The following is a 13,810-nucleotide window of genomic DNA, read 5'->3' as shown; positions in this document are numbered from 1 at the left end:
CACCCCGGTGCCTTACTCGGAACATGGCACTCATTGATACGATAATGGCCGTGTTCCACATGCTGTTCGCTGGCATCTGGGTCGGCGGCACGCTCTTTTTCGTTGGTATCATCCTCCCCGCCGCCCGCGCCGGGCAGATGAGCACCGACGGGCTCCAATGGATCGCCGGGCGCTTTACCACCGTGACGACCGCCTCGATTCTCTTCTTGCTCATCACCGGTGGCCACCTCGCCGGAAACTTCTACACCTTCGGCTCACTCGCTTCGACCGGACGTGGCCACCTCGTCCTCTCGATGGTCGTCCTCTGGGTGATTCTCTCCGGCCTCCTCCAAGTCGGTCTCCGCCGTCTGCGGCGCGAACTCGGCAGTAGAACCGCGAAGGTGGCTGTCGAGCAGAACCTCCCGCTATTTTTCACCGCGGGCGCGGTCGCCCTCGCCCTGCTCGTCGTCGCCGGGCTGCTCTAAAAAGGACTCCAGTTTAGCTCTGGAACGGTTCGCCGTCGCGGTGATTGTCCGGATTCTCCGCCTTCTCGGCTTCCTGTTCGCGCGCCTCGTCTTCGCGTTCGAGCTTTTCCTGTTTGCGCTCCTGTTCGTGCTCGTTTCCCGCTTCTCGCTGTGCCTGTGCTGCCTCGGCTTTGTCTTCGGAGCTTTCGTCTGTCATTGGTGTGCGTAGAGTGGTCGTTTACGACGGTACAGTCGAATCAGTCCCTCACTGGCCAACCCGACGACACTCCAGCGCATCGAGAGCAGCGCCGCTCCGATGAGCATGGCTCCAATCTTCGGTTCTCCGCGTCGGAACGCAAACGCTGCCTCTGCAATCATCGACAGCGTGCTTATCCGCTTTGCTCCCGGCGAGTTCAGTAGTTTCCCCAACCCCATATCACTCCATTGTACGCGACCACTTGTATGTGCTTGGGCCGTTTGGGTGAAAAGTCCTGTACAGCGGCGGGTTGGAGCTTGCATGTGCAAGGTGGACGCGGGGAGGGATGTGGGCCTTCATTCACGCTCGTTTCACTCGCGTGAACCACCGTTGCTCCCTGCGGTCGCAACGAGCCTTGCGCTCGCTTCGCTCGCGCAAGACGCCAAGGCTCATTCCACCTTTTGACGTTCATGAGTTACTCGCGCCGCTATGCGGCGCTCGTTGTCTATATTCACGTCAAAAGGTGGGACGCCAGTCGCTCACTGCGTTCACTCCTTCTCTTGTACTCGCTGTCGCTCGTACAAGACGCTGAGATTCGAACACGGTCGTTCCCGTTCGCTTCGCTCACCTCCCACTTCCTGCTCGAATCCCAGCTCTTTCCACATTCTATCCGCTCATCGTGTAACTCACACCGCTACGCGGTGCTCGTTGAACTTATTCGCGTCAGAAATGTGGGACCGCTGAGATTCGAACTCAGGTCCTACGGACCCCATCCGCAGAGGATACCAGGCTACCCCACGGTCCCGCATATCAGGGGATGAGAGTGTGAACATTAAGCCCTTCGCTTCGGCGTCTCGCCTACGGGTTTCCTCAGACGAGCACGCGCTCTAAAGAGACCACACAGCCCGTCTCCCGAGACGGTGCGCCAGCCAGTCTGCCGAGACAGACGACGGCCCCATCCGGCGTGTAACACGCCACGAGCGGGCGGTCCTTCTCGTCACCGTCTTCGACGCCATCGACTGAAATCACGCCGGGGGCGTACACCTGCGCGCCGGTTGCGACCTGTTCGGCCGCGTTCGGCGCAATCGTAACCTTCGGCAGGTGGGTGAGCGCGCGTTCTGCGGGCTGAACCACTTCATCGAGCCAGCTTTCGTCGCCGTCTTCGGCGAAGGCAAGCGCGTCTGCGAAGTCGTGGAGCGTCACCATGGTCGAATCGTCAAACGGCGTCGTGGCCGTCCGTCGGAGGTGCCCCATGTGCCCGCCAGTTCCGAGCGCGAGGCCGATGTCGTGACACAGCTTCCGGATGTAGGTGCCGCTCTCACAGCGAATCCGGAGCAGGGCTTGGCGCTCGGTGACTTCGAGCACGTCGATTTCGTAAATCTCTCGCACGCGCAGGCGGCGAACTACGGCGCTCTTACGCGGCGGTTTCTGGTAAATCGGGCCGACGAACTCCTTCACTGTTGCTTCCAGGTCAGCGGGCGCGCGGCCGTGGAGTTCGAGCACCGCGACGTACTCCTTGTGGCCTTCTAAGAACACCTGGGCCATGCGCGTGGCGTCGCCGAGCAAAATCGGCAGACAGCCCGTGACTTTCGGGTCGAGCGTTCCCGAGTGGGCGGCCTGGTCGACCCCGGCCAAGTCGCGTACCCAGCCGGTCACCTGATGGGCCGAGGGGCCGGGCTGTTTGTCGAGGTTGATGACCCCGAACTGCAGACGGTCTGTGGGGCGTCGATCTTCGGGTGGGCCGCGTTCGAGCATTAGAACTGGTAGTCGATGGTTATCTCGACCGTCCCTTCGTCGTCCGCTGCGGTGTACTCTTCGGCCGCGGTTCGGACGATGGCGAGCGCGCTTTCCGGGCTCCAGCGCGCCGTGTTGACGTTCAGGTCGTAGATAGAGAGGTTGGTGATGTCGATGCCGTAGTACGCTTGATACCGCTGGGCCTCACTGCTTGAGCGCGCGCGGGTTTCCTTTCGCGCCTGCTCTACGGGTTTGCCCTCGCGGTCTGCAATCCGTGCGGCTCTGACGTGCAGTGGCGCGTCGAGCCAAAGGCGGAGGTCTGCGTACTCGCCTGCGAGCCAGCCAGCGAGGCGCGATTCGAGCACCACGTCGTCGTTCTCGCGGGCGATGTCGCGCAGCCTGCGGTCTAAGTCGCGGTCGATTTGCTCGTCTTCTTCTGCCTGCTTGTTGAGTTCGAGCGGCGTCAGTCCACGTTCTGCTGCGAGAGAGCGAAAGAGGTCGCCACCGCTGATGTGCTCGTAGCCGAGTGACTCGGCGAGCGCCTTTGCGGTGGTACTCTTGCCGCTTCCGGCAGGTCCGGAGACGGTAATTAGCATATACACCCTCCGAGCGAGGGAGTAAAAAGAAGTTCGTTACGTCGGCGTCGTCTGGATGTTGAGCGATTTACGGATAATCTGGGTGAAGCTCACCGAGCAGACGAAGTACCAGAGAATCCACGCCTGCAATGGGCCGAGGACACCCTCTTCCCAGCCGACCGTCCCGATGAGCGGCATGGTGATTTGGTTCGGTGTAATCACGTCACCGCGGGTCAGCAGCATCCAGTACATCCAGAGGAACACTGGGATGGTGAGCAGCATGATCCACACCATCGGGCGGAACTGCTCTTTGAACATACCGAGGTTGTCACCCATGGCTTCCATCTGTTCTTCTTGGATGCGTTCGAGTTCGTCGTCGTCGCCGCGCTCTTGGGCGGCCTTGCGCCGCTCTTGAATCTCCTTCATCGCAGACTGATATTCGCCCATCTTCTCCATGTCCATGAGATTCGCCTGCAAGAGCGTGGAGTACAGCCCGGTAAAGAGTGCGAGCACCATCACGACGACGTAGAACGGTAACATCGATTCAAGCGGGCCAAGGAGGACGTTCATCCCGCCGCCGATGATGTCGCGCACCGGGCCGTAGGAGTACCCTGCGAACAGCCCGACGGTGATGAGGGCTGCGGCCTTGTCGTACGAAGACCAACTCGAATCTGTGTCGCTGCTGTTCGATTTCTTCGACCGCGACCGGCTTTTCGTGCCCGGGGTGGTGTCATCGAGCGCCGCGCGCACCTGGTCTGGGTTGTTCACGACGAAGCCGTCGCCATCACCCTCGATGAGGATGCCCTTCTCGATGAGACGACCCCACTCGCCACTCGTGATTTCGCCTTTCACATCGCCCCACGCAACGGAGCCATCCCCGTTCTGGGCGTGTTCGAGGACGACGTTGAGGGCGTCGGCCATCGACCCGTCTTGATTGACGAGTGCGGTCACTTTTTCCGCTGTCCGTGCCATTGACCTCTCTTGGCACTAGCTGTTAATCAACCTTTTACTCTTCGCGCGCTGGAAAACCGGCGTTGTGCCGGGAGAAAAGTCGCTTACTGTGCGTCTTCGATGGCGGCGTTCAGGGTTGTCCAGACTTCATCGGGTGTGCCCTCGCCATCGATTTCGACGAGCTGGTCGCGCTCGCGGTAGAATTCGATGACCGGTTCCGTGTTCTCACGGAAGACGCGCAGGCGCTCGCGGACGGTTTCTTCGGTGTCGTCGTCGCGCTGGATGAGGTCGCTGCCACACTCGTCACAGACGCCCTCTACTGCGGGCTGGTTGAACTTGACGTGGAAATTCGTGCCACACTCGCTGCACACGCGGCGGCCGGTCAGGCGAGCAACGAGTTCTTCTTCGTCAACGTTGAGGTAGGCAACGAGGTCGAGGCTTGTCATGCCGTCGAGTTCTTCGGCCTGCTCTATGTTGCGTGGGTAGCCGTCTAACACGAAGCCGTCTGCGCTCGTGAGCGCCTCTTCGACGATGGCGTTCACAACCGGGTCGGGGACGAGTTCACCGGCTTCCATGAACGACCGAGGCGTGCCGTACTCCGTCTCCATATCCTTGTTGGCGCGCAGTGCGTCACCTGTCGTGACGTGTTCGACGCCGAACGACTCCACGATTCGACTGCTCTGGGTGCCTTTACCAGCGCCCGGTGCGCCGAGCAACAGGATGTGCGGCTGACTCATAGCCGAGAATTTGAGGCCAGCCCTAAAAGGCGTATGGAAACGGGCGAAGGTTCGCCCGTTTTGTGGCCCCCTCGCTTTTAGGCTTCCACCACGAAGCCGTCCGCATGACGCGATTCGCCGCCGACACTGCCGACGGGCGCCAGGCGCTTTTTGTCGATGCGATTGCCGCCCACGAGCACCGCGAGAGCCCGTTTCTGACCATCGAAGCCGAGGCCGTGGGAGAAAAGCCGTCTCCGTGGGTTCAGTTTGCGACAGGCACGCTCAACCTCGACTGCACCGCTGCCGAACTCGACCGCCTGAAATCTCTCCTCACGGACTATCCGGCGTACAAAATCGACGACCTCACCCGCCCCGAAGAAGCAGACGGGACGAACGTTCGCATCGAAGCACGAACCGACCCCGAACGTGTTGCCGAGTTCATCGACGTGGCATTCTGTACCGTCTATGACCAGTCTGGGGATTACACGGCATGGGTCACGCAAATCTGAGAAACGACACACTTTCAACATCCCGAAGATAACCCCGATTCCAGATGTATATCGTCATCGTTGGTGCTGGTGACATTGGTACGCCGCTGATTCAGATTGCGACTTCGGGGGGAAATGAGGTCGTCGTCATCGAACGTGACGAAGCAAAGGCAGAACTCGTTGCCTCGTCGTTCGACTGTCTCGTCATCCACGACGATGCCACGGTCAAAGACACGCTTCTCGATGCGGGCGCAGACCGCGCAGACGCGCTCATCAGCACGACCGACCAGGATGCGACCAACATCATGGTCTGTCTCCTCTCTCAGGAACTGTCCATCCCGAAAATCGTCTCGGTCGTGCACAACCCAGACCACATGGACATCTTCCGGCAGATTGGCGTGAACACGATGGAAAATCCACAGCGGCTCATCGCAGAGTACCTCTATCGCTCAGTCAAACGCCCGGCAATCGTCGATTACATGCGCATCGGTGACGAGGCTGAAGTATTCGAAATCATTGTCAAAGAGGACTCGCCAATCGACGGTAAGACGCTGCAGGAAGCCGACGCGGCGGGCTTACTCTCGGCGGAAATGCTCATCGTGGCCATCGAGCGAAACGGCGAGGGCCATCCGATTACGCCCCGCGGGAGCACGCGACTCGAAGCGGGCGACCTGCTGACCGTGTATTCGGGGGAGGGCGCAACACCGGAGGTAACCGATATCTTTGGCCACTACGAGGACCGCAACTGAAATGGTATATCGAACCCGCGACGGCATCGTACCCACCGACCTCGCCACCATCTTCCGCGACGTTGGCGCGCTGGTGTTGATGGAAGCAGCCTTACTCGCCCTCTCTGCGGGCGTGGCGCTTGCGTTCGGAGAACTCTACGTCGCCGGGGCGTTCGTCCTCGCGGCCGCGATTACCGCCGGGACTGGTGGCCTCGCCCGGAAGCTGTTCGACGACGCGCCCGCCCCGCGGATGAAACACGGGATGGTCATCGCCGCCGCCGGGTGGTTCGCGACCGCGATTTTCGGCGCGTTGCCCTTCCTGTTCGCCGCGTACCTCGTGCCCCACTCCGTTGCGGCGAGTTACGTCCCTGCGGGTGTCGATTACGGCTCCAGCCTCGCCCACTTCCGGTCGCCGCTGCACGCCTTTTTCGAGTCGATGAGCGGCTGGACGGGCAGCGGCCTGACGATGGCGGTTCACGAACCGACCATGCCAAAGGCACTGCTCTGGTGGCGGTCACTTATCCAGTGGGTCGGCGGCGTGGGCGTCATCGTCCTCACCGTCTCGATTCTCGCCCGCCCCGGCAGTGGAAGCTACGCGCTCTACCAGAGCGAGACCCGCGAGGAGAAAATCCACCCGAGTGTCGTCTCGACGGTCAGAACCGTCTGGAAGATGTTCCTCGGCTACACGCTTCTCTCGATTGCGCTCTTGTTCATGGCGATTCGCCTCTCTGACTACGGCAGCGCGCTCCCGACGACGGAAGTCGCGTGGCAGGCGATAAATCACGCGATGACGGGCCTTTCGACCGGCGGTTTTTCGGTCACCGACAACTCGATTGGGACCTACGACTCCCCGCTCATCGAAGTCGTGCTCCTGCCGATAATGGCGATCGGCGCGATTGCCTTCCCCATCCACTACCTCGTCCTCACAGAACGCGACCTGCGCCACTTTGTGTCCGACCTCCAGACGCGCTGGCTGTTCATCCTGTTCGGTCTCGGCGTCGTCGCGCTCACGATCCAGAACCTCGCCACGCTCGCGCCTGCGCTTTCGCTTCGCGATTCGACGTTCCAGTTCATCAGCGCGCTCACCTGCACGGGCTTTCAGTCCGCCCCCATCGGGACGTGGTCTGCGGGCGGGAAGGTCATCCTCTCCGGGGCGATGACGATGGGCGGGGCCGCAGGCAGTACGGTCGGTGGCATCAAAATCATCCGCGGCTACACGATTGGCCGCGGGATTCGCTGGCAGTTCAGACGCGTATTCCTCCCGGCGAACGCCGTCGTCACGCTCAAGATGGATGGCCGGACGCTCCACCGCAATGAGATGGAGCGCGAGTTCGCAGAGGCGGCCATCGTCACCCTCCTTTGGCTCATCTTGCTCATCGTCGGGAGCGTCTTACTCACGAACCTCGCTGGCCCCGACTTCACCTACGCAGACGCGCTGTTTGAGGTTGCGAGCGCACAGGGCAACGTCGGACTTTCGACCGGTATCACCGGGCCGACGATGCCACGCCTTGCAGAGGGGATGCTCATTCTCAACATGTGGGTCGGGCGCTTAGAAATCATCCCCATCCTCGTGTTCGTGCGGGCGGCGATTTACGGGCTGAACCCCTAACTCCGCCAGTACGTAGACGTGAGCAGGACGAACACGGGGAAGATTTCCAGTCGCCCAACCCACATCAAGAACACCATAAAGAGCTTGCTCTCTTGGGTGAACACGAGGTAGTTGTTCATCGGTCCGGCCGCGCCAAAGCCCGGCCCGACGTTCCCGAGCGTCGCGGCGACGGCGCTCATGACTTCGAGCACCGACAGCGAATCTTGGACGCGCGTCATGTCCACGAGGATGAACAGCACGCCGGAAAAGAAGATGAGCACGTACAGCAGCGTGAAGGCGTAGATGCCACGAATCGCGCGCTCATCGACCGCCCGGCCGCCGAGGCGCACCGGTGAGATGGCTTCCGGATGGACGGTCGTAAACAGCTCACGGCGGAGCGATTTGAGGATGACGAGCCAGCGGACGATTTTGACTGCCCCACCCGTCGACCCCGCGCTGCCGCCGATGAACATGGCGAACAGCAGGAGGTACTGGGTGGGCGCACTCCACGTGTTGAAGTCCATCGAAGCGTAGCCCGTCGTCGTCACAATCGAGACGATTTGGAAGGTGGCGTGGCGAAGCGAATCTTCCGCCTCACCGATGATTGGGGGCACCTGTCCGGCGATAGTTCCGATGCCCGCACCCGTAAAGAGCAAGCCAGCAATTACCGCAGAGAGCACGGCCATCGCGCCGAGATAGGCGCGAAACTCGCTGTCTTCGAATAACTGCTTGGGTTCCCCCGTGAGGACGTGCCAGAACAGCGCGAAGTTCGTGCCCGCCACGACCATGAAGGGGATGATGACCCACTGGACGGCCGCAGAGAACGTTTCGATGCTGCGGGCTTCGGGGGAGAAGCCGCCCGTCGGCATCGTCGTGAGCGCGTGGGCGACGGCGTTGTATGCGTCCATGTTCGGGGCCATCCCGCCCAGATGTAGCCCGTAGAGCAACACGATTTCGAGGACGGTGAAGCCGAGATACGCCCCCCAGAGCGCCCGCGCCGTCTCTGCGATTCGCGGGGTGAGCTTTTCGAGGCCGGGGCCGGGCGCTTCCGCGTCCATGAGCTGTGCGCCCCCGACCGAGAGTTCGGGGAGAATCGCGACGGCGAGGACGACGATTCCCATGCCACCAAGCCACTGCGTCAACTGTCGCCAGATGAGGATGGCGCGCGAGTGAATCGTGAAGTCGCCCATCACCGTCGCTCCGGTTGTCGTAAACCCGCTCATCGACTCGAACAGCGCGTTCACGGGGTTTGCGAGCATGGACTCGGTGCCGTAGCCCGCGATGAGGTACGGAATCGTCCCGATGACGGCGACGCCGAACCACGTCAGTGCGACCATCAAGAAGCCTTCACGAAAGCCCAACTCGTCGTCGCGTTCGAAGCGCTCTAAGGCCACACCAACGGTGAGCGTGATGGCGATGGTGGCGACGAACGTCATGATGCCCTCCCTGTCTACGAGTGCGACGAACAGCGGGAGCAACAGCGCGACCGAGAGGTACTTGATGACGGTGCCGGTCAGGCTGACACTCGTCCACCAGTTTACGCGCCGTTTCATACGCTCGCGGTCACCGCGTCGATTGCATCGTGGTCAACGAACAGGACAACGTGGTCGTTCACTTCGATGACGGTGTCCCCGCGCGGGGTAATCATGCGGTTGTCGCGGGTCACCGCGCCGATGACGACGCCTTCGGGGAGGTCTGCGACGGACTCTTGAATCGGGCGACCCGCGAGCACGCTCTCTGCTTTGATTTCGAATTCGAGCACCTCCGCACGATCTGATTCGATGAGCGCGACGTTCTCTGCTTGCTCGTCGCGGGTAAAGCGCGTAATCTCCTCTGCGGTCGCTTCTCGAGGATTTACGGCCACGTCCACGCCAACGGCTTCGAACAGGTCGACGTACTCGCCCGCATCGACGATGGCAACCGTGCGTTTCGCGCCAAGGCGCTTTGCGAGCAGCGAGGCGAGCAGGTTGCGTTCGTCGGATTCGAGACCAGCGATGACGATGTCGGCCTCCCCGACCATCTCACGAGTGAGAAACTCGATGTCGGTCGGGTCTGACTGCATGACCGTGGTGTTCGGCAGTTTCTCAGCGAGGTCGAGCGCGCGCGCCTCTCGGTCTTCGATGAGTCGCGGGTGAAAGCCGCGGGCTTCGAGCAGGCGGGCGGTCTGGAAGGCGATTTCGCTGCCGCCGATAATGACCACGTCTTGGCCATTCCCTCCCTGTCCGGGCGCAAGTTCCATCGCAAAGCCGCGGACGCTCTCTGGACTTCCGATGACGATGACTTGGTCGTCGGTCTCGATTGTCGTCTCCCCGCGCGGGATGACGACCTCATCTCCCCGCAAAATGGCGGCGAACGTGAGCGAGTCGAACCGGTCTGCGTCTCGAATCGTTTGACCGGTGATGGGGCTCTCAGAGGAGATGCCGAACTGGGCCATGAGGACGCTCCCGCCTGCGAAGGCGTCTACGTCTTGGGTCGCGGGGAGGCCAACGACGCGGACGATGCTCTCTGCGGTCAGGAGGTCCGTACAGACGAGGAAGTCGACGCCGAATGCGCCTTCTTTGCTCTGCCACGTCGTGAGATACTTCGTGTTCTTCACCCGGGCGATGGTGAAGGCGTCACTCGTGGTTTTGACGGTCCCACAGGTCACGATGTTCGTCTCGTCGTCGTCCGTGCTGGCGATGACCATGTCGGTCTGTTCGATACCGGCTTCTCTGAGCGTGTCAAGGTCTGCGCCGTCGCCTTCGATAGCGAGCACGTCGAGTGAGTAGGTGAGCGCCTCGACGCGGTCGCGGTCAATATCAATCACGACCACTTCGTGGCTGTCTGCGAGGCTCGCTGCGATACTTGAGCCGACTTCACCGGCTCCCACAACGATTACTCGCATCCAGACCCCTCACGAGCGAGACTCTTCATGGTTGTCGTGTATTGCCGGGGCAGGTAAGTTCATTTCTATTCCTCAGACCGTCGCAGTGTGCAAATTGCTCACGTATCGACCGACGACACCGACCAGTTAAGTTCGAGTAGTCTGTCTGCACCTATCATGAACCATTCACTCGCCAGCAACGGGAAAAGTCACGGCCTCGCCATCGAACACGAACCACCGGGCGGTGGTGTCGATGGGTAACTCTCTCGTCGAATGCGTCGTCGTCCCGGTCGCTGACGAGACTGACGCACGAACGACCTGTCTCGCACTCGCGCCGTATCTCGACGCCGACAGCCGCGTCGTGGCGCTCCACGTCATCGAGAAAGCAGGTGGCGCACCCGACAAGGCGTCGGTCGAACAACGACAAGAGGGCGCAGCAGACATTTTCGCCGTCGTCAAAGACACGCTCACCGTGGGGACCGTCGAGACCGAACTGCGCTACGGAACGGACGTCGCGGAGACGATTTTCGACACTGCCACGGACGTAGACGCGACGTCAATTGCCTTTTCGCCCCGCGGAGGAAGCCGGTGGGTTCGCCTGCTTTCCGGTGATGTTGCATTGTCTCTCGTGACCGACACCGACCGGCCGGTGGTCGTCTTGCCGGACGCCTCAGACGAATGAGCGAGGAAGAACTCGCAAAAGACCTCGGGCCGCTCGCCGCGTTAACCATCGGCGTCGGCACCATGATTGGGGCGGGCATCTTCGTCCTGCCCGGCGTGGCCGTCCAGACCGCAGGCCCGCTCGCCGCCGCGGCGTTCGTCCTTGGTGGGGGGATTGCCCTGCTGACCGCGCTCTCCGCGAGCGAACTCGGCACGGCCATGCCGAAAGCCGGGGGCGCGTACTACTACGTCAATCACGCGCTCGGGCCGCTGTTCGGCAGCGTCGCTGGCTGGGCTAATTGGATGGGGCTTGCGTTTGCCTCTGCGTTCTACATGTTCGGCTTTGGTCAGTACGTCTCCGTGTTCGTCGACGTGCCCACACTTGCGCTGGGGCCGTTCACGCTAACGGGTGCGAAAATCATCGCGCTCGTCGGCGCGGCGCTGTTCACCTTCATCAACTACGTGGGCGCAAAGGAGACCGGACGGCTCCAAAACATCATCGTCGTCACGCTCGTGGCCATCCTCGCGGTGTTCACGACCGTTGGCGCGCTGCAAGCGGACATTTCCTCGCTCCGGCCGTTCGCGCCGGATGGCTACGGGCCGTTGCTTCCTGTGACGGGCATCATCTTCGTCTCGTATCTGGGCTTCGTCCAGATTACGTCTGTCGCAGAGGAAATCAAAGACCCCGGCCGCAACCTACCGCGCGCAGTCATCGGGAGCGTCCTGCTCGTCACCGCCATCTACGCGCTTGTCTTGCTCGTCGTCCTCGCCGCCGTGCCAAACAGCGTGGTCGCGGGCAACGACACCGCCGTCGTGGACGTGGCGCGCATCTTACTCGGGCCAGCCGGGGCCATTGCCCTCCTGTTCGGGGGCTTGCTCGCCACGGCATCGAGTGCGAACGCCTCGATTCTCGCCTCCTCGCGCATCAACTTCGCCATGGGTCGGGACAAAATCGTCACCGAAGACCTGAACACGATCCACCCACGCTTTGGGACGCCGTATCGCGCAATCGCGCTCACCGGCGGGTTCATTCTGTTATTCATCCTGTTCGGTGACTTAGAGACCCTCTCAACGGCCGGGAGTACGCTCCACCTCATCATCTACGGCCTGCTCAACATCGCGCTCATCGTGATGCGCGAGGCGAACCCAGCGGGCTACAAACCGGATTACAAGGTGCCGTTCTATCCCATCGTGCCGATTCTCGGCGCGCTCATCTCGTTTGCGCTCATCGCGTTCATCAATCCGGAAATCATCGCCCTTAGCTTCGCCTTCGTCGCCTTCGCCGCGCTCTGGTACGTCTTCTACGCCCGCTCGCGGACGGAGAAACAGGGCATCTTGAGCCAGTACATCCTGAACCGCTCTGAAGTGATGCCAGAACCCGCCGTCTCCGCGGCAGGCGCGGTTCAGCCAGACGGTGGTCAGTACCGCGTGATGGTGCCGCTTGCAAACCCGGCGAGCGAGAAAGACCTCATCTCACTTGCGAGCGCGGTGGCAAAGCAGAAAGGTGGCACCGTAGACGCCGTCCACATCATCACCGTCCCCGACCAGACGGCGCTTGCGGGGGCCGCAGCCTACAAAGACCAACTCGACGCAGAGTCCTCGTCGCTGCTCGAACGCGCCCGCGAAGACGCGACGACGTTCGGCGTGGACATAGACACTCACACCATCCTCTCACACCGGTCGTTCGAGGAAATCTTCGACGCGGCGCGATCCCACGACGCAGACCTCGTCGTGATGGGCTGGGGCAAAGATTCCCACGGCGCACCCGGGCGCGCAGAGAGCACGTTCGACGAACTCACCGAGAACATCCCGTGTGACTTCCTCGTGCTCAAAAACCGCGGGTTCGACCCGTCGAAACTGCTCGTCCCGACCGCCGGTGGCCCGGACTCAGACCTCTCTGCGGCCGTGGCGACGATGCTGCGCGCAGAGTACGATTCGGAGATTACGCTGCTACACGCCGTCGATTCACCCGACGAGGAGGAATCAGGTCGCGCGTTCTTAGAGCAGTGGGCCACAGACCACGACCTCACGGACGTAACCCTCCGCATCGACACCACGGGCGACGTCGAAGGCGCCATCGAGACGGCGGCGAAAGAGTCGTCGCTCGTCATCATCGGCGCGACCGAAAAGGGCCTGCTCACCCGCCTCGTTCGCGGGTCGCTCGTCCTCGACGTGGTGGACGACATCTCGTGTTCGGTATTGCTCGCAGAGAAAGGCCGCAGTCGCACCCTCCGCGAGCGGTTATTCGGTCGGTAATCGACCACGCCTCCCCGCTTTTTTGACCGTTTCACCGGTTTAGCCTCCCGATAATAACGAGGGGTGACAGGTAAGGGATACTCAACAATGGGTGTGACACAAAAATCTCTCTTCGCCGTTGGGCTCTTGCTGTTCGTTTCGGGTATCGCCGTCTCGACGGGTATCGCTCCCTTCGCGCCCGAAATGGGCTCGTCCGTCAGCAACCTCGCTGAAGGCAATCACTCTGACACGGCGAACACGGCAACTCCGACGGCAACCACGACGACGGCGGCCACGACGGCAACGACAACCACCCAAGAGACAGCCACGTCCACGACGACTGACGATGACGACGCAGACGATGACGACGCGGACGATTCGACGGAAACATCGACGGAAACCACAACGTCCACAACCACCACGACGACCGAGCCAACGGTGACGATTACGGAGACGACCACGGAAACGACGACAGACACGACCACCACGGAGACCACAACCGAAGAGACCACCACGACCGATACGACTGCGACGACCTCCACCACGACCACAACCGAGTCTACGACGACCGAATCAACCACCACGACAGAATCAGACGACTCTGACGACGGCATCTTCAGTTTCGACTAACCC

Annotated in this window: 16 protein-coding genes and 1 tRNA gene; 8 read left to right on the top strand and 9 right to left on the bottom strand. The window is 61.6% G+C overall.

Translation table 11 applies throughout. From position 1 onward, the window contains the following. Positions 1 to 23 precede the first annotated feature (23 nt). Positions 24 to 464, top strand: coding sequence for a hypothetical protein (locus V5N47_RS03975; protein ID WP_338729552.1), 441 nt, complete (start codon positions 24 to 26; stop codon positions 462 to 464). Between the two features lie 13 nt (positions 465 to 477). On the opposite strand, the gene V5N47_RS03970 is transcribed toward V5N47_RS03975, so the two are convergent. The 7 genes from V5N47_RS03970 to V5N47_RS03940 all read right to left on the bottom strand — a co-directional run bounded on the left by V5N47_RS03970 (position 478) and on the right by V5N47_RS03940 (position 4,636). After that, positions 478 to 660: a hypothetical protein gene (locus tag V5N47_RS03970; RefSeq protein ID WP_338729551.1), complete on the bottom strand. Its 183-nt coding sequence runs from the start codon at positions 658 to 660 to the stop codon at positions 478 to 480. After that, positions 657 to 878, bottom strand: a complete 222-nt coding sequence (locus V5N47_RS03965) for a hypothetical protein (protein ID WP_338729550.1) — start codon at positions 876 to 878, stop codon at positions 657 to 659. The genes V5N47_RS03970 and V5N47_RS03965 overlap by 4 nt, the downstream gene beginning before the upstream one ends. 493 nt (positions 879 to 1,371) lie before the next feature. After that, positions 1,372 to 1,444, bottom strand: a tRNA-Pro gene (locus V5N47_RS03960). 65 nt (positions 1,445 to 1,509) lie between these two features. Further along, positions 1,510 to 2,394, bottom strand: a complete 885-nt coding sequence (locus tag V5N47_RS03955) for an RNA-guided pseudouridylation complex pseudouridine synthase subunit Cbf5 (protein WP_338729549.1) — start codon at positions 2,392 to 2,394, stop codon at positions 1,510 to 1,512. Beyond that, a complete protein-coding gene (gene cmk / locus V5N47_RS03950) occupies positions 2,394 to 2,969 on the bottom strand; it encodes a (d)CMP kinase (RefSeq protein WP_338729548.1) in 576 nt (191 codons plus the stop codon). Before cmk ends, V5N47_RS03955 begins: the two co-directional genes overlap by 1 nt. A gap of 36 nt (positions 2,970 to 3,005) precedes the next feature. Beyond that, on the bottom strand, positions 3,006 to 3,920 hold the full coding sequence (locus tag V5N47_RS03945) for a DUF106 domain-containing protein (protein WP_338729547.1): 915 nt from the start codon (positions 3,918 to 3,920) through the stop codon (positions 3,006 to 3,008). A gap of 83 nt (positions 3,921 to 4,003) precedes the next feature. Beyond that, positions 4,004 to 4,636, bottom strand: a complete 633-nt coding sequence (locus V5N47_RS03940; protein ID WP_338729546.1) for an adenylate kinase — start codon at positions 4,634 to 4,636, stop codon at positions 4,004 to 4,006. A 104-nt stretch (positions 4,637 to 4,740) separates the two neighbouring features. Between V5N47_RS03940 and V5N47_RS03935 the strand changes: the two genes are divergently transcribed. The 3 genes from V5N47_RS03935 to V5N47_RS03925 are packed head-to-tail and all read left to right on the top strand — an operon-like array spanning position 4,741 to position 7,440. Further along, positions 4,741 to 5,124 (top strand): hypothetical protein, encoded by a 384-nt coding sequence (locus V5N47_RS03935; RefSeq protein WP_338729545.1) that lies wholly within the window; start codon positions 4,741 to 4,743, stop codon positions 5,122 to 5,124. A 44-nt stretch (positions 5,125 to 5,168) separates the two neighbouring features. Continuing rightward, on the top strand, positions 5,169 to 5,852 hold the full coding sequence (locus V5N47_RS03930) for a TrkA family potassium uptake protein (RefSeq protein WP_338729544.1): 684 nt from the start codon (positions 5,169 to 5,171) through the stop codon (positions 5,850 to 5,852). A gap of 1 nt (position 5,853) precedes the next feature. Continuing rightward, positions 5,854 to 7,440 carry a TrkH family potassium uptake protein gene (locus V5N47_RS03925; RefSeq protein WP_338729543.1) on the top strand — a complete coding sequence of 529 codons (1,587 nt, stop codon included), beginning with the start codon at positions 5,854 to 5,856 and terminating at the stop codon, positions 7,438 to 7,440. Here V5N47_RS03925 and V5N47_RS03920 read toward each other — a convergent pair. Together V5N47_RS03920 and trkA are read right to left on the bottom strand one after the other, a co-directional pair. Further along, complete coding sequence (locus V5N47_RS03920; RefSeq protein ID WP_338729542.1) at positions 7,437 to 8,972, bottom strand: TrkH family potassium uptake protein; 1,536 nt, start codon at positions 8,970 to 8,972, stop codon at positions 7,437 to 7,439. The two genes, V5N47_RS03925 and V5N47_RS03920, sit on opposite strands and share 4 nt — an antisense overlap. Continuing rightward, positions 8,969 to 10,303 (bottom strand): Trk system potassium transporter TrkA, encoded by a 1,335-nt coding sequence (gene trkA / locus V5N47_RS03915; RefSeq protein ID WP_338729541.1) that lies wholly within the window; start codon positions 10,301 to 10,303, stop codon positions 8,969 to 8,971. The genes V5N47_RS03920 and trkA overlap by 4 nt, the downstream gene beginning before the upstream one ends. An 87-nt stretch (positions 10,304 to 10,390) precedes the next feature. Here trkA and V5N47_RS03910 point away from each other — a divergent pair, with 87 nt between their 5' ends. From V5N47_RS03910 to V5N47_RS03895, 4 genes are all read left to right on the top strand, one after another. Beyond that, entirely contained in the window at positions 10,391 to 10,543 is a 153-nt protein-coding gene (locus V5N47_RS03910; RefSeq protein WP_338729540.1) for a hypothetical protein, read from the top strand. After that, on the top strand, positions 10,536 to 10,964 hold the full coding sequence (locus tag V5N47_RS03905; protein WP_338729539.1) for a universal stress protein: 429 nt from the start codon (positions 10,536 to 10,538) through the stop codon (positions 10,962 to 10,964). Before V5N47_RS03910 ends, V5N47_RS03905 begins: the two co-directional genes overlap by 8 nt. Continuing rightward, positions 10,961 to 13,198 (top strand): amino acid permease, encoded by a 2,238-nt coding sequence (locus V5N47_RS03900; RefSeq protein WP_338729538.1) that lies wholly within the window; start codon positions 10,961 to 10,963, stop codon positions 13,196 to 13,198. The genes V5N47_RS03905 and V5N47_RS03900 overlap by 4 nt, the downstream gene beginning before the upstream one ends. Before the next feature lie 93 nt (positions 13,199 to 13,291). Then, positions 13,292 to 13,807, top strand: a complete 516-nt coding sequence (locus V5N47_RS03895) for a hypothetical protein (protein WP_338729537.1) — start codon at positions 13,292 to 13,294, stop codon at positions 13,805 to 13,807. Positions 13,808 to 13,810 lie beyond the last annotated feature (3 nt).

Origin of the sequence: Haladaptatus sp. DJG-WS-42, from assembly GCF_037198285.1 — an archaeon.
Classification (GTDB): domain Archaea; phylum Halobacteriota; class Halobacteria; order Halobacteriales; family Halococcaceae; genus QDMS2.
The sequence above is the reverse complement of the archived record's forward strand: the minus strand, read 5'-3'. Positions and strand labels throughout refer to the sequence as shown.

Excerpts from the sequence above, each read along its gene's own strand:
- V5N47_RS03975 (WP_338729552.1), top strand. The coding sequence starts at position 24 with ATGGCACTCATTGATACGATAATGGCCGTGTTCCACATGCTGTTCGCT.
- V5N47_RS03970 (WP_338729551.1), bottom strand. The coding sequence starts at position 660 with ATGACAGACGAAAGCTCCGAAGACAAAGCCGAGGCAGCACAGGCACAG.
- V5N47_RS03965 (WP_338729550.1), bottom strand. The coding sequence starts at position 878 with ATGGGGTTGGGGAAACTACTGAACTCGCCGGGAGCAAAGCGGATAAGC.
- V5N47_RS03955 (WP_338729549.1), bottom strand. The coding sequence starts at position 2,394 with ATGCTCGAACGCGGCCCACCCGAAGATCGACGCCCCACAGACCGTCTG.
- cmk (WP_338729548.1), bottom strand. The coding sequence starts at position 2,969 with ATGCTAATTACCGTCTCCGGACCTGCCGGAAGCGGCAAGAGTACCACC.
- V5N47_RS03945 (WP_338729547.1), bottom strand. The coding sequence starts at position 3,920 with ATGGCACGGACAGCGGAAAAAGTGACCGCACTCGTCAATCAAGACGGG.
- V5N47_RS03940 (WP_338729546.1), bottom strand. The coding sequence starts at position 4,636 with ATGAGTCAGCCGCACATCCTGTTGCTCGGCGCACCGGGCGCTGGTAAA.
- V5N47_RS03935 (WP_338729545.1), top strand. The coding sequence starts at position 4,741 with ATGACGCGATTCGCCGCCGACACTGCCGACGGGCGCCAGGCGCTTTTT.
- V5N47_RS03930 (WP_338729544.1), top strand. The coding sequence starts at position 5,169 with ATGTATATCGTCATCGTTGGTGCTGGTGACATTGGTACGCCGCTGATT.
- V5N47_RS03925 (WP_338729543.1), top strand. The coding sequence starts at position 5,854 with ATGGTATATCGAACCCGCGACGGCATCGTACCCACCGACCTCGCCACC.
- V5N47_RS03920 (WP_338729542.1), bottom strand. The coding sequence starts at position 8,972 with ATGAAACGGCGCGTAAACTGGTGGACGAGTGTCAGCCTGACCGGCACC.
- trkA (WP_338729541.1), bottom strand. The coding sequence starts at position 10,303 with ATGCGAGTAATCGTTGTGGGAGCCGGTGAAGTCGGCTCAAGTATCGCA.
- V5N47_RS03905 (WP_338729539.1), top strand. The coding sequence starts at position 10,536 with ATGGGTAACTCTCTCGTCGAATGCGTCGTCGTCCCGGTCGCTGACGAG.
- V5N47_RS03900 (WP_338729538.1), top strand. The coding sequence starts at position 10,961 with ATGAGCGAGGAAGAACTCGCAAAAGACCTCGGGCCGCTCGCCGCGTTA.